The 19,018-nt window shown below is 72.0% G+C and carries 18 protein-coding genes and 2 pseudogenes; 8 read left to right on the top strand and 12 right to left on the bottom strand.

All coding sequences use genetic code 11. The annotated features are described in order from the left end of the window. Positions 1-317: 317 nt before the first annotated feature. Positions 318-461, top strand: a complete 144-nt coding sequence (locus OV079_RS10300) for a hypothetical protein (RefSeq protein WP_267767885.1) — start codon at positions 318-320, stop codon at positions 459-461. A 165-nt stretch (positions 462-626) separates the two neighbouring features. On the opposite strand, the gene OV079_RS57595 is transcribed toward OV079_RS10300, so the two are convergent. From OV079_RS57595 to purE, 6 genes and pseudogenes are all read right to left on the bottom strand, one after another. Continuing rightward, the gene (locus OV079_RS57595) at positions 627-1,163 is read right to left on the bottom strand and encodes a peptidase M16 family protein (protein ID WP_420829399.1); all 537 of its coding nucleotides are present in this window, start codon (positions 1,161-1,163) and stop codon (positions 627-629) included. 1,053 nt (positions 1,164-2,216) lie between these two features. Further along, a complete protein-coding gene (locus OV079_RS10295; protein ID WP_267767882.1) occupies positions 2,217-3,629 on the bottom strand; it encodes a M16 family metallopeptidase in 1,413 nt (470 codons plus the stop codon). A gap of 156 nt (positions 3,630-3,785) precedes the next feature. Beyond that, positions 3,786-3,968 (bottom strand): nuclear transport factor 2 family protein, encoded by a 183-nt coding sequence (locus OV079_RS57590; protein ID WP_276603288.1) that lies wholly within the window; start codon positions 3,966-3,968, stop codon positions 3,786-3,788. Positions 3,969-4,081: 113 nt separating this feature from the next. Next, positions 4,082-4,132, bottom strand: a pseudogene (locus OV079_RS57585) (nuclear transport factor 2 family protein); the annotation flags it as partial. 147 nt (positions 4,133-4,279) lie between these two features. Next, positions 4,280-5,452 (bottom strand): 5-(carboxyamino)imidazole ribonucleotide synthase, encoded by a 1,173-nt coding sequence (locus OV079_RS10285; RefSeq protein WP_267767878.1) that lies wholly within the window; start codon positions 5,450-5,452, stop codon positions 4,280-4,282. Beyond that, a complete protein-coding gene (gene purE, locus OV079_RS10280) occupies positions 5,445-5,978 on the bottom strand; it encodes a 5-(carboxyamino)imidazole ribonucleotide mutase (RefSeq protein ID WP_267767876.1) in 534 nt (177 codons plus the stop codon). The genes OV079_RS10285 and purE overlap by 8 nt, the downstream gene beginning before the upstream one ends. A 213-nt stretch (positions 5,979-6,191) precedes the next feature. On the opposite strand from purE, the gene OV079_RS10275 reads away from it, so the two are divergent. After that, complete coding sequence (locus tag OV079_RS10275; RefSeq protein ID WP_267767875.1) at positions 6,192-6,653, top strand: hypothetical protein; 462 nt, start codon at positions 6,192-6,194, stop codon at positions 6,651-6,653. 117 nt (positions 6,654-6,770) lie between these two features. Beyond that, positions 6,771-7,439 carry a hypothetical protein gene (locus tag OV079_RS10270; protein ID WP_267767872.1) on the top strand — a complete coding sequence of 223 codons (669 nt, stop codon included), beginning with the start codon at positions 6,771-6,773 and terminating at the stop codon, positions 7,437-7,439. Between the two features lie 88 nt (positions 7,440-7,527). Here OV079_RS10270 and OV079_RS10265 read toward each other — a convergent pair whose 3' ends face one another. Beyond that, entirely contained in the window at positions 7,528-7,902 is a 375-nt protein-coding gene (locus OV079_RS10265; RefSeq protein WP_267767870.1) for a hypothetical protein, read from the bottom strand. Between the two features lie 172 nt (positions 7,903-8,074). Between OV079_RS10265 and OV079_RS57580 the strand changes: the two are divergent. Together OV079_RS57580 and OV079_RS10255 are read left to right on the top strand one after the other, a co-directional pair. Continuing rightward, positions 8,075-8,335 (top strand): annotated as a pseudogene (locus OV079_RS57580) (oxidoreductase); the annotation flags it as partial. An 88-nt stretch (positions 8,336-8,423) separates the two neighbouring features. After that, positions 8,424-9,014 carry an oxidoreductase gene (locus OV079_RS10255; protein WP_267767869.1) on the top strand — a complete coding sequence of 197 codons (591 nt, stop codon included), beginning with the start codon at positions 8,424-8,426 and terminating at the stop codon, positions 9,012-9,014. A gap of 194 nt (positions 9,015-9,208) precedes the next feature. Here the strand turns inward: OV079_RS10255 and OV079_RS10250 are convergent, their stop codons facing one another. The 3 genes from OV079_RS10250 to OV079_RS10240 form a co-directional block, all read right to left on the bottom strand. Continuing rightward, entirely contained in the window at positions 9,209-9,430 is a 222-nt protein-coding gene (locus tag OV079_RS10250; protein ID WP_267767868.1) for a hypothetical protein, read from the bottom strand. Further along, positions 9,421-10,068, bottom strand: coding sequence for a hypothetical protein (locus tag OV079_RS10245; protein WP_267767867.1), 648 nt, complete (start codon positions 10,066-10,068; stop codon positions 9,421-9,423). The genes OV079_RS10250 and OV079_RS10245 overlap by 10 nt, the downstream gene beginning before the upstream one ends. Before the next feature lie 244 nt (positions 10,069-10,312). Continuing rightward, a complete protein-coding gene (locus OV079_RS10240; RefSeq protein ID WP_267767864.1) occupies positions 10,313-12,634 on the bottom strand; it encodes a hypothetical protein in 2,322 nt (773 codons plus the stop codon). Between the two features lie 4 nt (positions 12,635-12,638). Between OV079_RS10240 and OV079_RS10235 the strand changes: the two genes are divergently transcribed. Then, a complete protein-coding gene (locus OV079_RS10235; RefSeq protein WP_267767862.1) occupies positions 12,639-12,800 on the top strand; it encodes a hypothetical protein in 162 nt (53 codons plus the stop codon). Positions 12,801-13,381: 581 nt separating this feature from the next. After that, the gene (locus OV079_RS10230; protein WP_267767855.1) at positions 13,382-14,461 is read left to right on the top strand and encodes a BamA/TamA family outer membrane protein; all 1,080 of its coding nucleotides are present in this window, start codon (positions 13,382-13,384) and stop codon (positions 14,459-14,461) included. A gap of 278 nt (positions 14,462-14,739) precedes the next feature. On the opposite strand, the gene OV079_RS10225 is transcribed toward OV079_RS10230, so the two are convergent. Together OV079_RS10225 and OV079_RS55705 are read right to left on the bottom strand one after the other, a co-directional pair. Beyond that, entirely contained in the window at positions 14,740-15,501 is a 762-nt protein-coding gene (locus OV079_RS10225; RefSeq protein WP_267767853.1) for a hypothetical protein, read from the bottom strand. Between the two features lie 458 nt (positions 15,502-15,959). Then, complete coding sequence (locus OV079_RS55705) at positions 15,960-17,180, bottom strand: peptidylprolyl isomerase (protein ID WP_267767852.1); 1,221 nt, start codon at positions 17,178-17,180, stop codon at positions 15,960-15,962. 248 nt (positions 17,181-17,428) lie between these two features. On the opposite strand from OV079_RS55705, the gene miaB reads away from it, so the two are divergent. Further along, entirely contained in the window at positions 17,429-18,805 is a 1,377-nt protein-coding gene (gene miaB / locus OV079_RS10215) for a tRNA (N6-isopentenyl adenosine(37)-C2)-methylthiotransferase MiaB (protein WP_267767850.1), read from the top strand. Positions 18,806-19,018: the final 213 nt, after the last annotated feature.

Here is a 19,018-nt window from a genome sequence, read left to right as displayed (position 1 = left end):
CGCTGCGGGCTCGTGACGTCCGGCCAGCCGCATGTCGTGCTGCGACGGGCGTCCCCTCGGCGCGCGGGCAGAGGATAAAGACGCAGCGCTTTGGAACATCGCGCTCACTTCGCCGTCCCACGTCGTCCCTTGCTGACGCGCGCCGAGCTCGAGCGCGACCTCGGAGCGCGGCTCGTCGCGGGCGATCGCGTCGCTCGCCTCGGCGGCGCCCATCACTTCTCGCCGCAGGTCACCGACGCCCAGGATAGGCTGGCGTTCGCCCGGGTCCCGGTGCTCTCGGTCACCGCCGCTTCGAGCCCTATCAGGACGAGGGTCCGATGGCCGTGGCGCTCCAGGTGGCCGGCCAGCCGCGCTTCTTGCTGTATCAGCGCAAGCCCATGCGGTCCTCGTGGGAAGCCGCCCTGCGCCGCGGCCGCGTGATCGAGCGGATCGTCGAGGACGGGGCGCGCCCTCGCGAGTAGCGCCTCGTTCCGCATGCCATGTCTAAAAAGACATGTCCGAATCGCCATGCCTGAAAAGGCATGTCCTCGACGACATGCCCTGCGCGACCTGCCCATTCGACCAGGCCGCGCCAAGGAGTGGACCGCTCTCAAGCGGCCCCGGGTAGCCGTCGCGCGGGCGTCTGCTCAGCGCGCCGCGACCGCGCCGGCCTGCGCCTTCGGGAAGCTGCCGTACGAGAACAGCGCCGCCGGGGCCACCTCGACCACGTCGGCGATCTTCTTCAGCCCCTCGAGGTCGACGCGCTCGCGGTTGCCGACCAGGCCGACGATCGGCGGCACCGCGGCGAAGCCCGCGGCGAAGCCCTGCAGCTGCTCCTGCGTCATCGCCCCGATCGTCTGCCACACCCACGGGCGCGGGTCGGACTTCTCGCCCAGCTCGTCCCAGGCGTGGACCATCCACGCGCTCGCGCGCGGGTCGACGCGGCTGCTGCGGTACTCCTGCTCGATGGCGGCGCGCGTCGAGCCCAGGCGCACCGCGTCGAGCGGGCGGCCGAGCAGCTCGAAGAACACCTTGAGCGCCTCCGAGGTCTTGTCCGACTGCGTGCCGAGCCCGCCGCGCAGCGCCCACGCGTCGGTCGGCCGCGAGCCGGCGAACAGCACGCCCCACGCGTAGTAGACCAGCCCCCGGGCCTCGCGCATCTCCTGGAACAGCAGCGTGTTCATGCCGCCGCCGAGGTACTCGCTGAGCAGCCGCGCCGCGGGCCGCTGCTCGCGGGCCAGCGCGCGACGGCAGCGCGACCGCGATCGTCGACTTGGCGACGTCGCGGTGGGTGAAGTAGAGCGTCGGCTTCGCCACCTTGCGGTACGCCACCGGCGGGCGCAGCGGCAGCTTGCGGTGGTTCTTGCCGAGCGCGACCGCCCTGGCGGCCTCGGGTGCGGCGCGCGGGCCGAAGTAGAGCGTCTTGTGCTGGTGGTCGAGGAAGTCGCGGGCCAGCTTCGCCAGCGCCTCCGGCCTGGCCGCGGCGATCTGCGCGTTGGTCGGCGCCTGCAGGTACTCGCTGTCCTTGCCGTGGATCGCGTAGTCGGCCAGCGCGCCGGCCAGCTCGTCCGGATCCTCCATCGCGTCGCGGCGGGTGCTGATCACGTTGTCGGCGATCCCGCGCAGCACGACCGGATCGATCTTCACCTCGCGCAGCCAGCGATCGACCAGCGCCAGGCTCTGCTCCATGTTGGCGTCGACGCCCTCGACCGTGATCGCGCTCTCGTGCGCGTCGCACGAGAAGTGGACGGCGGTGCCGAGCGCGAACAGCTTCTTCTTCAGCGCCTCGGCCGACAGCTCGCCGGCGCCCGACTGCTCGACCACGTCGAGCGCGTGGCACAGCATGCGCTCGCGCTGGTGCCCGCGCTCGAACCGGTAGGTCAGCGAGAACAGGTCGTTGCGGCCGTTCTTGACCGCGACCAGCGGTCCGCCCGGCAGCTCGGCGCGGGCGTAGTGGGTGCCCTCGACCAGCCACTCCGGATCGAGCTGCTTGGCCGGCCGCTTCAGCGCCGCCTCGGCGAACGCGCTGTGCCGCTCGGGGTGCAGCTCGACCGGCGTCAGGGTCGGCTTGTCGATCTTGGCGACCTCGGGCTTGCCGGAGCGGCGGTGGACCGCGCTGTAGTTCTTGCCGAGGTACGTGTTGGCGACGCGGATGACGTCGTCGCGGGTGACCGCGCGGATCTTGCGGTCGCGGGCGACCATGTGCTTCCACGAGCGGCGCTGGATGAACGCGTCGGTCATCTTGCGCGCGCGGAAGTCGTTGCTCTCGCGGGCCCGCTTGTCGGCGATGTCCTGGTTGAGCACGATCGCCGCGACGTCCTCGGGCGTGAACTCGCCGCGCTTGAGCTTCTCGACCACCCCGAGCAGCAGCGCCTCGACCTGCTCGTGGGTCTGGCCGTCGCGCACTGGGCGCGCACCGTGAACCACCCGGCCGCCTGCAGGAACGTGCCGCCCGCCGAGGCCGACGGGACCTTCTGGCTCAGCTCGAGCTCGACGTTGAGCAGGCCGCTGGTGCTGTTGTCCATCAGCCAGTCCATCACCGTCAGCGCCGGCTCGTCGGCGTGATCGGCCGCGCTCGTCTGCCAGGCCAGCACGACCTCCTGCTCGCCCTCGGCGACCACGTCCGTCTGCACGCGCGCCTCGATCGGCTTCAGCGAGCCCGGGTCGAGCGGCTCCAGCGACTTCGTCTCGAGCTTGCCCAGCGTCTGCTCGAGCTTCGGCAGCGCGGTCTCGGCGTCGATGTCGCCGGCCAGCACCACCGCCATGTTGTTCGGCACGTACCAGCGCTCGAAGTAGTCGACCATGTCCTGATACGCCGGCACCTTCAGGTGCTCGATCTCCCCGATCGTCGTCTGCGTGCCGTACGGGTGGCGCGGGAACAGGTTGCGCGTGGTCGCGTAGTACGTCCGCACCCACGGGTTGTCGAGCGACAGGTTCTTCTCCTCGTAGACCGCCTCCATCTCGGTGAAGAACAGGCGGAACACCGGGTCGGTGAACCGCTCGGCCTCGACGTCGGCCCACACGTCGAAGCGGTTGCTCGGCACGTCGACGATGTAGACGGTCTGGTCGAAGGAGGTGAAGGCGTTGACGCCGAAGATCCCGAGCTCGGCGTAGACGCGGTCGAACTCGTTGGGGATCGCCGTGGCCGCGACCTTCTGATTCTCGGCGTCGAGCTCGGCGAACAGCTGCTTGCGCTTGTCGGCGTCGGTGGTCGCCCGCAGGTCGCGGTAGAGCTGCTCGATGCGGGCCAGGTGCGGCGCCTCGGCGGCGTGGTCGAGGGTGCCGAGCTCGTCGGTGCCCTTGAACAACATGTGCTCGAGGTAGTGCGCGAGTCCGGTCGAGTTCGCCGGGTCGGAGCGGCTACCCGCGCGCACGGCGATCCAGGCGTCGAAGCGCGGCTTCTGCCGATCGGTGCTGATGTACACGGTCAGGCCGTTCGCGAGCCGATGCACCGAGACCGCCAGCGGATCGTCGGGCAACGCGCCGTGGGTCGGCGGCAGATCGGAGGCGGCGAGGATGACCTCGCGGATCGCCTCGGGGCTGGCCTTCGCTACCTCGCCGGGCGGGGTCGTGGTGGAGGTCGTGGCGGTCTTGCAGGCGACGGCGCTGAGGACGAAGGCGCCGAACAGGCGCGAGACGAGCGTGGACATCGAGGCGATCCGAAGATCGGCATCTTACGCCGCCGCGATCGCCCGCACGCCCGCCCGGGACCGCACGAACACGGTAAGGCGGCGCGGCGCGGCGAGACGTCGATCACGCGGGCGCGGCGGGCCGCGGACCCGCGCGCGCACCGACGGGCAGGCCGGTCAGTTCGGCATCTGCCCCGAGGTGCCGCCCACCGGCCCCGAAGGCGGCCGACCGCCGCGGCGCCGCACGACCGGGCCCGCGTGGTGATGCACCATCTTCCACTCGCCGTCCTCGCGCACGAAGATGTTGGTGGCCACCAGCTCGGTGTCGCCGATCGTCTGGGCGCAGATGACGTAGCCCATGTCCTCGCCGGGGAACGCCTCGGCGGCGCCGTACTCGATCCTCGCGGCGCGGAGCCGGCGAGGATCGCCTGCCAGCTCTCCATGATCTCCTCGCGCTCGACCAGCGGGGTCCAGCCAGGATGCACGCACGTCACCGGCACCACTCGCGCCCACACGTCGTCCATCGCGCTCAGGTCGGCGCGAGAGAAGGCCTCGTAGAACCGACGGTTGGCGGCCAGCAGCGCGTCGCTCATCTGCGGCAGATATAGCAGCCGCCGCCGCCGCCGGCTCGGGCGGAACGATGCTCGACCTGGTCCGGATCGAGCGAGCGGTCAGCCGCGCGAGCCGGTGATCTCGGGGCTGCGGGTGAGGCGCGCCCGCGCCTCGAGCACGCGCGCACCCGCGCCCTCCGCGGTGGGGCCGAGGGCCGTCAGGTGGCCCATCTTGCGCCCGACGCGGGCCTCCGACTTGCCGTAGAGGTGCAGCTTGACGTCGGGCAGCGCCAGCGCGGCCGCCCAGTCGGGCGTGCCGCCCTGCCACACGTCGCCGAGCAGGTTGGCCATCGCCGCCGGGCGCAGCAGTTCGGTCGAGCCGAGCGGCAGGCCGCACACGGCCCGCAGCTGCTGCTCGAACTGACAGGTCACGCACGCGTCGATCGTGAGGTGGCCGGAGTTGTGCGGCCGCGGGGCCAGCTCGTTGATGAGCAACTTGCCGCCCGGCAAGCAGAAGAACTCGACGCATAGCACGCCGACGACCTCGAGCGACTCCAGCAGCCGGCGCGCGATCGCCTGCGCCTCGGCGGCGACCTCGGCCGCGACGCGAGCTGGCGCGAGGGACAGGTCGAGGATCCCGCGCACGTGCTGGTTCTCGATCGGCGCGTACACGGCGGTCTCGCCGGCCTGCCCGCGCACCGCCACCACCGACAGCTCACAGGCGTACGGCACCCACGCCTCGACGATCGCCTCGTCGGACTGCAGCGCCGCCCAGGCCGCGGCCGCCTGCTCCGGCGCCTCGATCTTGACCTGGCCCTTGCCGTCGTAGCCCCACCCCGCCGTCTTCAGCAGCGCCGGCCGACCGACCTCGGCCATGGCCGCCGCGACCTCGTCGGCCGAGCGGGCGGCGCGGAACGGGGTGACCGGAAAGCCATGTTCTTGGAGATATGTCTTTTCGCGCAGGCGGTGCTGCGTCGTGTGTAGCACCGAGCCGGCCGGGCGCACCGGCGCGACCGCGGCAGCGGCCTCGACCGTGGCCGCCGGCACGTTCTCGAACTCGAAGGTGACGACGTCGACCGCCGAGGCGAACGCGCGCACCGCCGCCAGGTCGTCGTAGGGCCCGCGCAGCTCGAGGTCGGCGACCTGCCCGGTCGGCGTGTCGACGTCGGGCGAGTAGGTGTGGACGCGGTAACCGAGGCGACGGGCGGCGATCGCGAACATGCGGCCGAGCTGGCCGCTGCCGAGCACGCCGATCGTCGCGCCGGGGAGGATCGGCGACTTGGGATCACGCATCGGGGAGCACCTCGCTGCGCACGTCTTCGGCGCGCTTCCGCTGGAACTCGCGCAGCGCCTCGGCGAGCGCCGGGCGGGTCAGCGCCAGCACCCGGATCGCCTGCAGCGCGGCGTTGTAGGCCCCGGCGGCGCCGATCGCCAGCGTACCGACCGGCACGCCGCGGGGCATCTGGACGATCGACAAGAGCGAGTCGAGCCCGCCGAGCGCGGCCGTCTGGATCGGCACACCGAACACCGGGAGGCGCGTCTCCGCGGCCACCATCCCCGGCAGGTGGGCGGCCCCGCCCGCGCCGGCGACGATCACCGCCAGCCCGCGGGCCTCGGCCGCGCGCGCGTACTCGGCCAGCCACTCGGGCGTGCGGTGGGCCGAGACCACCCGGCACTCGTGCGGCACGCCGAACTGCTTCAGCACCGCCGAAGCCTCGCGCATCGTCTCCCAGTCGGAGCGGCTGCCCATGATCACACCGACCAGCGGGCCGTCGACGGGGCTCGCCTGCTCGCCAATCGTGTCCGGGCCTGCGCTCATGGGCGGATTATCCAGATCTGGTGGAACACGACAACAAAAACTAGTGTTTGTCCCCTCGATGTCACAGATAGCCGCGTTCGTCGCCGCCTGCCTCGTATTCCTGCTGGCCAGCGAGGCCGGCGCGGAGCTCGAACCGAAGCGCAAGGGGCTGCAGGTCGATGTCGCGGGCGGCCTGTCCTTTGCATGCCGGGCGGCGCGGCGCGGTGCAAGCGCGTGGACGGCGTCACCGCCCCGCACGCCGGCGGCGTCGTCACCGTCGGCTACCGCTTCCGGCCGTGGCTGCTGGCCGGCCTGTCCTACGAATTCGGGCTGCTGCGGCCGTCGTACACCGACATCCTCGGCGGCCGCCCGCTCTACGGCCCGGCCCGTCACCAGGGCATCTTCGGCGTCGTGCGCACCGGCGTCGACATCGGCCGCATCGACCTCGGCCTCGAGCTCGGCCTCGGCTATTCGCAGCAGGTCGCCACCTACGTCCACGACGACTTCCGCGGTCAGCGCTACGGCACGCTCGGGTTCGCGGCCCGGGTCACCCCGCTGATCGCGGTCTACGTCACGCGCCGGGTCTACCTCGGCCTGCGCTGTGACGTGACGATGAACTTCCACCGCAGCCCGGCGTGCAGCCCCGGGCGCTGCGAGGCCCGGTGGGCGCGCCCGCGTTCGGCCACCACTCGCTGACGGGCCTGATGCTCGGCGTGACGATCTGAGCGGCGGCCGGGGCGCGATTTCGCCCGGCGCACGCCCACGTTCGGCCGTCGCCTTGCGCTTCCGGCGACTGCCTCACAAACAACCCGCATGACGACCCCTGCCCGCCTCGCGCTCTGCGCTCTCGCCGCGACCTTCACCCTCAGCGTGGCCTCCTCCGCCCGGGCGGCGGACGTGAAGCGCCGCGGCGGTCAGGCCGAGATGATGATGGGCGGGTCGCTGTGCATCCCGAGCCGCACCGGCTGCAAGTCGACCGACGAGATCGTCGGCCGCACCCTGCCCTCGTTCGGCATGGGCTTCACGCTCGGCTTCCGCCCGATCCGCGCCCTCATGATCGGCGCCGCCTACAACGTCGGCTTCTTCAACGCCGACTACCAGACCGCCACCACCGACGCCTACCGGGCCTCGTACCAGAACAGCTTCTTCGCGGTGATCCGCGGCATCCTGCCGATCTGGCGCATCGACCTCGGCCTGGAGATCGGCCCCGGCTTCTCGCGCCAGGTGTTCAACGCCCGCGGCGGCGTGCTCCCCTACGACCGCCAGTTCTCGCAGGGCTTCGCCCTCAAGACCGCGCCGTCGATCGACTTCTTCGTCACCCAGCGGTTCTTCCTCGGCGGCAAGATCGACTTCATCTGGAACTTCCACCGCGAGGTCTGCACCGCCGAGGGCGGCAATCGGGCCTGCTTCAAGCGCGACGACAACGATCAGGCCAGCGTGCACCAGATGATCGTCGGCTTCCACCTCGGCACGACCTTCTGAGCCCACGCGTCGCGTTGGGCTCGCCCGCGCGAGACCGGCCCCGGCCTTGAGTCACTTCGCGGCGGACCGCGGCGGCTCGGGCGCGCTGTTACAGTCCGCTCGTCATGTGGACCCCGCCCGACAAGATCCGCCACGCGATCCCGCCGGCGCGCTGGCCGAGCGCCGAGGAGGCGGCCGCGAGCCGGTGGTTCTCGCCGATCGACGTCGGCCCGTGTCGCCTGCACGCGCGCACCTGGGTGCCGGCGATGGTGCCTTGGCGGGCCTCGGACGACGGCCGCGTCACCCCCGACGTGATCGCCTGGTACGAGCGCTTCGCCGCCGGAGAGCCGGGCGCGCTGGTGGTCGAGGCCACGGGGATCCGCGACGTCCCGAGCGGCCCGCTGCTGCGGATCGGCGACGACCGCTTCGTGCGGGGCCTCGGCGATCTGGTCGCGGCCGTGCGCGCGGCCAGCGGGGGGCGCACCCGCCTGTTCATCCAGCTGATCGACTTCCTCGCGGTCAAGCGCCGCCCGCCGGCCGACAAGTTCTTCGCCCGCTTCTTGCGCGTCGACGCCGGCCACCGGCGCCGCCTCGCCGCCGCCCTCGCCGACGACCGCTGGCATGAAGCGCCCGAGCCCGAGCTGCGCGCGCGTCTGATGTCCGCCGAGACAGGTCTTTTGGAGCAGGTCCTCACGGACAGGGAGCGCCGCGAGCTCGACTACGGCTACCGCGAGCTCGTGACCGACCTCGACCTGCCGCACGTGCGCGACCTGCCCCGGGTCCTGCCCGAGCTGTTCGCCGCGGCGGCTGCGCGGGCCGAGGCCGCCGGCTTCGACGGCGTCGAGCTGCACTACGCGCACGCCTACACGATGGCGAGCTTCCTCTCGCGCACCAACACCCGCGCCGACGGCTACGGCGAAACCATCGCGGGTCGCGCTCGCCTGCCGCTCGAGGTGCTCGCGGCCGTGCGCGCGCGTCGGCGTCGGCCTGGCGGTCGGCTGTCGCATGCTCGGCGACGAGGTCATCGCCGGCGGCAGCGACCTCGCCGACGCCGCGCAGTTCGCTCGCGTTTTCGCGGCCGCCGGCATGGACTTCGTCAGCGTGTCGAAGGGCGGCAAGTTCGACGACGCCCAGCAGCCCAGGGTCGGCGAGGCCGTGTACCCCTACACCGGGCCGAGCGGCTACGAGTGCATGCCGACGATCCACAGCGACGCCCGCGGCCCGTTCGCGCGCAACGTGCCCCTGGCGGCCGCGATCCGGGCCGCCATCCGCGACGACGGCCGCACCACCCCGGTGGTCGCGGCCGGCGGGATCCACGGCTTCGACCAGGCCGAGGCGATCCTCGCCGCCGGCCACGCCGACATCGTCGCCGCCGCCCGCCAGAGCCTCGCCGACCCCGACTGGTTCCTCAAGGTCCGCCTCGGCCGCGGCGCCGAGGTCCGCCGCTGCAAGTTCACCAACTACTGCGAGGCGCTCGACACCCAGCACAAGCAGGTCACCTGCCAGCTGTGGGACCGCGTCGAGCTCGACGAGCCCGACCTGGCCCGCTCGCACGACGGCCGCCGCCGCCTGGTCGCCCCGCGCTGGCGCCGGTGACAGGTCGCTTCGGGCATGTCGTTTCGGACATGTCGCATCGGACATGTCGCTCCGGGCATGTCGAATCGGACATGCCCGAAAGCGCGAGCGTCACTGCCCGCGGCGAGCCAGGCGCATCTCGGTCGAGCCGGGGCCGATGGTGAACAGCTGGAGCGTCAGCTGGCAGCCGTCGGCGCTGACGGCGACCGGGCACGTCACGAAGCCTCCGACCCGCAGCGAGGTGCTGCGCGTGACCGTGTGCCAGCCGGCGTCGAGGCTGTCGCGCTCCGCGAACCACCCCCGGCGCGGCCGTCGTTGGGATCGCCCTGCCCGCCGCCCTCGCTGTCGAACGCGCCGAAGAACAGCCGCAGCCCGTCGGGCGCCAGCGCGGGACAGGCGAGGACGCCGAAGCCCGGGTCGCTCGGCGTCACCTGCATCGGCGTGACGTCGGGGAAGGTCGCGTGGATCTGCGGGTCGCGGGCAGTTGATAAAAGTTGAAGCCGAGCTGGAACTGCCCGAACGGCGGGCCGTCGTCGCGCTGGAACAGCAGCGTCGCCCCGTCGGCCGTCGGGTTCGGGTGGCTCTCGTGGTCGCTGCCGAACGCCTTCGCCCCGCCGGCGACCGTCGGCGCGCCCCACATGTCGCCGTCGCGCGGCAGCACGTAGATGTCGCCGCCCGTGCTGTCGAAGAACAGCTCCTGCGTGCCTTCGACGAACGCCGGGCGGTCGGCCTGGTAGCTCGACGACGGCCACGACGACATCCCGGGCGGGAACGCGGCCAGCGGGTCGTCGCGGGTCGAGCGGATCACGTGCCACTCGTCGCCGAGGAACGCCCGCCAGTGCAGCGTCTTCGCGTCGGGCGAGAGCATCGGCGAGCTGCCGAACGGCTCGAGCGGCACCGTGGCGACGGCCCAGTCGTCGATGCCGAGGTCCCAGCAGCCGACGGGCCCGCCGGTGCTCGTCTCGGTTGTCCCCGAGGACATGTCCGGAAGGACCGCCGTGGTCGAGGCCGTCGTCGACGTCGTCGCCTCCGAGGTGCCGGGGGCCTCGGTCGTCGCGGTCGAGCTCGTCGGCACCACCCTGTGGTCACGGTGGTGGTGCCGGTCGTCGTCGTGGTCGACGTCGACCCGCCGCTGGCCCCGTCGGTCTCGACGGAGTCGTAGGCCGGATTGGGTTTGAGACAGCCGGCGGCCAGCGCCGCCGCCGTTATCACCGTAAACCACGCGCGCCGCACTCTCCTCGGCATAGCGGATCGCCGGTCCCCCGTCGACGCCCGCGCAGGGAGGCCGGCGTAACCTGCGTTCGGCGCCCCCCCGCCGCTCACGGCGCCGCGATCTCGACCTCGATGAACGCCGGGACGACGTCGCTCTGCAGGTGCACGCGCGCGAACAACTGGTCGGGGTCGAGCCCCGTGGCCGCGAAGTCGAACACGTGGCCGACGCCGGGCGTGTACGGGACCTCGTGGGTGTCGCCGACCGGCAGGTTGTCCTTGATGAAGGTCAGCGTCAGCGGCACGCGCACATGCACGGGATCGGCCGCCGCGACCTCGGGGTCGAGCAGGCGGAAGCCGCCGATCGGCCACGTCTTCACCAGGTCGTAGGCCGGCGGCGGCCGCACCACGTCGAGCTTCGATTCGCCGCCCGCGAGCACCGCCGTCAGCTCGTGCTCCTTGGCGAAGGTCACCTCGAACGGCGCCGTCTCGAGCGCGTAGTCCTCGGTCGCCTGGCCGTCGAACGAGCGGCCGGCGATCCGCAGGCGATATGTCCCTGCGGGCATGTCCGCCGGGACCTGCCAGTCGACGTACCACTTCTGCTGGCGCTCGGCGAGGAGCTTGCCGTTGGGCTCGGGCATCGGCGCGTAGTGGGTGAGCATGTGATAGCGCGAGTTGTCGAGCGCGGCCCCGGCCCAGCCGCTCGGCGACGGCACGTCGACGAAGCCGCCGCCGTCGTCGACCTGCACCGTCACGCGCGGCTCGCCGAGCGCCGGGTCGCCGCCGTTCCAGGCGACCCGCAGCGTCTCGCCGCGCCCGAGCCCCGTCGGCGGCTCGCCCGTCAGGCCCGGCGCGTCGACGCTGGCCTCGAGCGCCCGCGGCTCGAACGACTTGCCGACCGACAGCGCCGGCGAGTCCTCCGACCACACCGGCGAGCCGTCACCGGCGATGAGCGCGTCGATGATCGTCATCTGGCCGTCGACCAGGTACTTGGCCAAGAGCGGCCCCCACAGGCTCATCTCCGACTCGTAGCCGCCCTGCAGCCAGTCGTCGGGCTGCGTCAGGTACAGCAGGTGATCCTGCGAGTAACCGAACACCATGCCGTCGACTCCGCGCTCGTCGTAGCCGGTGCGGGCGTACTCGATCACCGACGCCGTCGGCTCGCCCGGCAGCGTCAGCATGTAGAAGTCGTCGAGGCGCGCCACGGTCAAATAGGTCTGGTGGATCTCGCCGTGCGGCACCTTCTCGCCGAGCGACTCGAGCAGCCCCTGCATCGGCATGCAGTTCTTCGGCTTGCCCTCCATGCTGGTAGCAGGGTTGCCGTCGTCGACGTCGCCCTCGGCGCCCTTGCACTGCCAGCCGCCCCACAGGTACGGCCCGCCCTGCGAGTTCAGGAACTCGGGGTAGTCGTCGTAGCCGATCCCGCTGTACGTCAGGTCGATGCGGCGCGAGCGGACCCCGAGGGTCGCCTCGTCGCGCCACTCGATGGCGTCGTAGAGCTCGAGGATCTTCGGCGCCGCGGCGTGACCGACCCGCTCGATGCGGGCGGGCTCCGGGTGGCCGAGGCCGTCGCCCGCGGGGGACGCGTCGCCGCCGCCCGACTGCGCGAACATGCCGAAGATCGGCTGACCCTTGGCGGCGAAGAACGCCTCCTCGAACTTCATCTCGAGCCCGCCCGGCGCGTCCTCGGTGAACAGCTCGTTCGGCGAGTCGAACACGGTGCCGTGCATGCCGAAGTTGATGACCGTGGCCATCGGCGTGCCGTCGGGGCGGCGCACCGCCAGCAGCGTCAGGCGGGCGTCCTTGCCGTACGTCGGGTCGTTCTCGCCGCGGCGGTCGCGGTACACCGCGTCGTCGGGGTCCCAGTCGTCGTTCCAGGCCACGCCCCACTGCGCCGGCCCGAGGTCGGCCACCGCCGCCGCGATCACGTCGGCCATCGCCGTCGTCATGCGGTCGATCAGCTCCTCGTCGGGCGAGTCGGCGCCGACGAACCCGAGCGGCGCCGGCAGCCGCCAGTAGCGGGCCAGGTTGTGGTGCGAGTGCGTCGCCGCGGTGATGAGCCGCCCCGTGATGTCGATGTCGTGCAGCGCCTTGAGCTTCTCGATCGTGCCCTCGGTCAGCGAGTGCTCCGAGCTCATCGTCGGCGTCTTCATCACCACCAGGCGCTCGCCGCCGACCTCGATGACCATCGCCTTGATCGTGCCGAGGCCGTAAAAGCCGGACGCGCCGTTCAGCAGGTGGTTCCACGGCGTGCTGTTGGTGACCGTCCGCCCGCCGAACCCGGCCATCGACGCCCCGACCGGGCCGGTCAGGTAGCCGACCGCCACGCCGGCCTGGATCGGGCCCTGCGGCAGCGGATCGATCTCTCCCGTGGGGTTCGCGGTGGTCCCGCTCGTCGACGAAATCGTCCCCTCCGACGTGGTCGGCGTCACGTCCGTGGTCGAGCCCGTCGAGGTCGTCGCTGCGGACGACGCGGTGCCGTCCGTGGCCGACGTCTCCCCGGTCGGGCCGGGGCATCCCGCCAGCGCAAGGGCCGCGAGCGCCCCTCCCCACGAAAGCTGCTGCTTCATCATCATCGCCGACTATACCGCCGCGTGAGCGCAGCGGAACCGCGCCGCCAGCCCGTCCCCCCGCACGCGAGCTCACGCGCCCGGACGCACCGTCTCGCCCCCGGCTTCGCGCGCGTCGATCAAGCTGCCTCAGTCTCCTCGCGCGCCGACAAAGCGGCGCCTGCCTTTGCTAGCCTCGGATCCTCGCGCCCCGTGGTGACCCCCCTCGCCACTGTCCTCTTCATCCTCACGTGCTTCGCCGCGCGCGTCGGGCCATTCCGCGGCGTGGGACCAGGAACCTGTCCCGAAGGACAGCGAAATCCCACCGCCGACCGGCCCGCTCAAGTCGGACGCCGCGGCCGGCGGAGGGCTCAAGTCCGACGCCGCGGCCGGCGGAGGGCTCAAGTCCGACGCCGCGGCCGGCGGATCGCCCGAGCCGACTCCGGTGCCGGCCGCCGCGTTGCCGCCCGCCATGGTGCCCGACGGCGCGCGCCCCGAGGGCGGCAAGCCCCCGGTCGGACCGGCGCCGACGCTCCCGCCGCGCGAGCGGGTGCGCTGAGCTGGCTCACCCACCCGCTGTCGCCCACGCCCAGCCAGTACCAGAGCCGCAAGGGCAAGAGCCCGCACCGCGTGCTGCCGCTGCCGAGCGTGCGCTCGCAGCCCGGCGTCGGCCTCATGCTCGGCGCCAACATCTCCTACGCCTACCGCCGCCACGAGGGCGACCCGAACCGGATCTACATGATCCTCGAGTCGCGGGTGTCGCTGAAGAAGGTCCAGGACCACAGCTTCTTCATCCGCCTGCGCGATCTCCTGCGCCGCGAGGAGGTGTTCGAGCTCGGCGTGCTCGGCTACGTCGACCCCGTGTTCCCGTACTTCGGGATCGGCAACAACACCAACCTCGAGGGCATCGACCTCCAGGCCCGCTACTACCAGGCTCACCTCAACACCGTCGGCGGTTCGCTGACCTACCAGCACCCGCTGTGGCTCCTGCCTGCTCGCGGGGACAAGCCGGCCGGCCTGCTCCGCTCGTACGCCGGGCTCGCCTACTACGCCGACCGCGTCCGGGCCTACGACAACTCGCTCCTGCTGGCCGAGCACCCGGCCGCCGACCTCAACGCGCGGCGCGGCCTCATCCGCGTGGGCCTCACCTGGGACCGCCGCGACAACGAGTGGAGCCCCGGCAAGGGCAGCTTGTTCGACGTCATCGTCGACAACGCCGGCCCGTGGACCGGCTCGACCGACGCGTGGGGCCGCTTCTCCGCCAACTTCCGCACCTACTGGACCCTCGGCGTCGACAAGCTGGTGCTGGCCCACCGCCTCAGCTTCGACGCGCTGTGGGGCGACGCCCCGCTGGTCCCGCTCGGCGAGTTCGGCGGCCTCCTGACGACCGACGGCCTCGGCGGCGCCGCTGCCGGCCGCGGCTGGATGCGCCGCCGCTACATCGGCCGTCTCAAGGCCTTCGGCAGCCTCGAGCTGCGCTTCGAGCCGCTCGAGCTCAAGGTCCGCCGCCACACCCTCGGCATCGGCCTCAAGGGCTTCGTCGACCTCGGCGTGGTCGCCGAGCGCATGCAGGATCTGCCCAAGCACTGGCACGTGTCCGGAGGGACAGGTCTGCAGGTGATCTGGGACCGCTTCGCCGTCCTCCGCCTCGACGCCGGCTTCTCGCGCGAGAGCTTCGGCATCTACTTCATCAACGAGCACGCGTTCTGAGCCCGGCGCCGCGGGGGCTCGGGGGCGTGCAGAGCTCCCGCGTCGACGGTCGTCGACGCGGGCCCGTTGCGGGCCCGCGCCGGCAGCCCCGGAGCATGCCGTGACCGAACCGAGCTCGCGCCGCCTTCATGTCCGAAAGCACATGTCTTGGCGGACATCTCTCCGACGCGGCCCACCTGCGGGCCCCCCATGAAGCACATCGCCGCGTGGCGCGCGTTCGGCCGCTCCGCGCCCGCTCGCGACATGACCGCAAGACAATGTCCTCGAGGACATGTCGCTCACCCGCGCCCGGCTGCGCGCGCACGACCGCGCGACGACCGACCGCCCGCCCGGCTCTGCGCACCGCCGCCGACTTGCGCCCCGCGCGTGCGGCTGCCTACCATGAGCGTCTTATGCCTGACTTGACCCTTCGCCCCTGGCCCCGCGCCCTCTGCCTCCTCGCCGTCCTGAGCGGCTGCCCCGACAAGGACGGCGGCGACACCGACAGCGACACCGGCACGACCGCCGCGACCGAGCCCACCACCAGCGACCAGCCCACCGGCGGCACGAGCGACGCCCCCGAGGCCGGCTGCGACGCGCCCACGGGAGCCAGGGCGGACTTCTCCGTCGCGTGGGGCGTGGCCGACCCGCCGTGCGACATGGAGAGCTGCAGCACCGACCGCGACGGCACCTGCACCGTGAGCGCCGTCGGCCTCGACGCCGCCAAGCTCGCGCTGACCCTCGACTGCGAGCACGACGGGGTCGGACCGTCGACCGACGTGGTCACCCTCGATGTCGTCGACCCGGCGATCGACCTCGCCGTCGGCGACAGCGTCGACCTCACCTACCGCAAGCGCGTCGTCTTCGAGGATCAGCCCGACCTGTGGCTGCGGCTCGTCGACGCCGACGGCCTCGTGCTGGCGGTCGGCAGCGGCGGCGCGCAGGGCGATCCGGAGTTCGCCCAGGCCTTCCTCGACGAGGTCGCAAACCCGTTCAGCGCCGAGTTGGTCGCCGGCTGCGAGGCCGCCTCCGAGGACCTCACGCAGGTCGAGTTCAGCCACGCCGGCGTGACCATCGCCGTGCCCGAGACGCGCTGGTCCACCCTGGCGGCCGAGGGCCACGTGGCTGCTCGACGTCAAGCAGGCCGCCGCCGCCAGCGCCGACCCCTGGTCCGCCCAGCTCGCGTTCGCCATCGTCCGCTTCGACCCGGCCGCCGAGATGCCCTGAAGGGCATGTCCTTCGGAACATGTGCCGAAGCGCATGCCCCGAAGGACATTCCGGCGCTGCACGCGAAGGGCGCTGCGTTGACGAACCCCGCCGACGGATCGCCCTGGCTGCGGCCGCAAGGCGCGAGCCCGGCGCGCTCCGCCTCGCTCGAAGCGGACCGGTCTTTTTGCGGCAGGAAGCTCGTCCGCACCGGAGCCTGTCGCGCCACCAACGGGTTCCGCTCACGACACGCACGAAAAAGGACGCACCCCGCGGCGCGCCCTCTTTCAGGAAAACTGCCCCTGCGGACAGGTCAGTCGCCGTCGCCGGCCTCGGGCTCCGCCTTCGCGTCTTCGCCGGCGGGCGTGGGCGCCGGGCCGCGGGCCTTCATCTCGATCGGCGGGTGGCCGGCGGGCATCTCGCTCGGGTTGACGACCGGCGGGCGCTTCGGGCCGCGCGGGTCGGGGCCGAGCAGCTCCTCCATCTTGTTCTGGACCTTGTACTTGGCCAGCAGGCTGTCCTTCAGCTCGCGGCGGCCCTGGTGGAGCTTGCGCTGGCTGAGGCGCTCCTTGATCTGGTCGGCGAGCGCCTCCTTGGGCAGGTCGCCGGGCGGGTACTTGGCCAGGATCTTGATGATGTGGATGCCGAACTTGGTCTCGACGGGCTTCGAGATCTCGCCGGGCTTGAGCTTGAACGCCGCGACGCTGAACTCCTCGACCATGCGGTCCTTCGTGAAGATCCCGAGGTCACCGCCCTTGTCGGCGCTGGGGCCCACCGAGTTCTCCTTGGCCAGCTGGGCGAAGTCGGCGCCGGACGCGGTCGCCTTCTTGTGCAGCTCCTCGGCCTTGGCCAGCGCCTCCTTGCGCCACTTGTCCTTCTCCTCCTGCGACGGCTCGGGCGGCTTCTCGCCCATCGCCGTCGGCTGCTCCTGCGGGCCGATCGGGATCAGGATGTGCGCGGCGTGGATCCGCTCGCCCTCCGACTTGTAGTTGGGCTTGATCTTCTCGTACTCCTCGTCGACCTCGGCGTCGGTGACGGCCAGCTTGCCGTCCTTCTCGAGGAACTGCTGCTCGAGGATCTCGGCCACGTACATGTCGCGGAGGCTCTGCTCGGTCTCGCCGCGGCGCTGCAGGTGCTTGTCCCAGTCCTTGATGCCCTGCTTCTGCTGCGTCTCGCGCTCGGCGAGCTTGGCCGCGTCGACCTCGACGCCGCGGGCCTTGGCCTCCTGGCGGAGGATCTCGTTGTAGACCAGGCGCTCGGTGATCGACTTGCGATAGCGCCGGTCGGCCGACGGCGGGATCTCGCGGCCTCGGTCGGTGTACTTCTTCACCTTGAGGTCGTAGATGTCCTTGAACTGTGCCAGCGGGATAGCCACGTCGTTGACGGTGGCGATGACTTCCGGGAGCGCCGGCAGGCCCTCGCCCGTGGCCGCCTTCGTAGGCTGCTCCGGGGCGGCCTTCTCGTCGGTCTTCTGCGGCGTGGGCGTGCTCGGCGAGCAGCCGACCGCGAGGGCGAGACAAAGTCCGAGGGACACGCGAGGGACGAAGCGAAGCATTCTGTTCTCCTGGCCGACGCGAAGCGGGCGGTGCCCGTGCGGGCCGGTCGTCGCATTCGCGCGGCGACCGCAGGGCGTCGGCGGCGCGAGATTGTAAGCCGGAGCGAGCGTCCGATCCAAGCGGCGACGACAGCGGCCGTCGGGTCCACCCGCCCAGGTCGCGCCTGGACCCCGCGTGAGCCTCCCCCGGGGCGCCTGCGGGGATTTTGGCGTAGCATCCCGCGCCCATGACCCGCCTGGTCCAGATCCGCGGCACGAGGACGGCGCCGGAGCCGCCCGCGCCGGCGCCCGAGCTGCCCCCCGTGGCCGGACCGCGCGTCTACGTCGAGACGCTCGGCTGCCAGATGAACGAGGCCGACTCGGCGCTCATCGTCGGCCAGCTGGCGGCCCGCGGCTACGTGCGCGTGCCCGATCCGGCGGCCGCCGACGTGATCCTGCTCAACACCTGCGCGGTGCGGGAGAAAGCCGAGGAGCGGGTCTACGGGCGCACGAGCCAGCTCCTGCGGCACAAGAAGGACAACCCCGATCTCGTGTTCGGCATTACCGGATGCATGGCCGAGCACCTGCGCGACAAGGTCCAGAAGCAGGCGCCGCACATCGGCCTCGTCGCCGGCCCCGACAGCTACCGGCGGATCGGCGTCCTGGTCGACCGCGCGCGCGCCGGGGAGCGGGTCGTCGACGTCGCGCTCGACCGCGAGGAGACCTACGAGGGCCTCGACGGCGTGCCCGACGACGACGGCGTCAGCGGCCAGGTCTCGATCCAGCGCGGCTGCGACAAGTTCTGCACGTTCTGCGTGGTCCCGTACACCCGCGGGCGCGAGCGCGGCGTGGCCCCGCGCGAGGTCCTGCGGCAGGCGCGACACCTCGCCGAGCGCGGCTACAAAGAGATCGTCCTGCTCGGCCAGACCGTCAACTCGTACGTCTGGGAGGACGCGAGCTTCGCCGATCTGCTGCGCGCCGTGGCGGCGATCGACGGCGTCGAGCGGATCCGCTTCACCAGCCCCTACCCGGTCGACTTCGACGAGCGGCTGATCGCCACGATGGCCGAGCTCGACAAGGTCTGCCCGTACATCCACCTGCCGGCGCAGTCGGGCTCCGATCGCATGCTGACGGCGATGAAGCGCGGCTACTCGCGCGGCGAGTTCGTCGACCTGGTCGGCCGCCTGCGCGCCGCGCTCCCCGACCTCGCGCTGTCGACCGACCTGATGGTCGGCTTCTGCGGCGAGACCGAGGACGACCACGCCGAGACGCTGTCGCTGATGCGCGAGGTCCGGTTCGACTCGGCGTTCATGTTCCGCTACTCCGACCGCGGGATCACCTACGCCGCCCGCAAGCTGCAGGACGACGTGCCCGACGAGGTCAAGGGCCGCCGCCTGCAAGAAGTCATCGAGCTGCAGGAGCAGCACACCCGCGCGTCTCACCACGCCCGCGTCGGCAAGCGCGAGCGCGTGCTCATCAGCGGCCTGTCGCACCGCGGCGACCGCGTGCTCGGCCGCACGCCCCGCTTCCAGAGCGTCCTCCTGCCCCTCGGGACAGGTGCCCCGGGCCAGACGATCGAAGTCGAGGTCACCGCGACCACCGGCCACTCGCTGATCGCGGGCTGAGCTCCGCTCTCGCCACGTCCGTCGCGCGAACGCGGGCGCGAGGACTACCCGAGCGTCGTCAGACTCGAAAACAGTCGCCCGGGAGTGCGGCTCGTGGTGCGGTGCCCACAGACGAGAGGGCCGACATGGGCAGAGGGGGCGGCGACCCTCGATCTGCCTCGGCCCGCCCTCCACCGTCCCCCCGCGGCCGCGGTCGGATGCCATACTCACACG

This window comes from Nannocystis pusilla (genome assembly GCF_026626665.1).
Taxonomy (GTDB): domain Bacteria; phylum Myxococcota_A; class Polyangia; order Nannocystales; family Nannocystaceae; genus Nannocystis; species Nannocystis pusilla.
The sequence above is the reverse complement of the archived record's forward strand: the minus strand, read 5'-3'. Positions and strand labels throughout refer to the sequence as shown.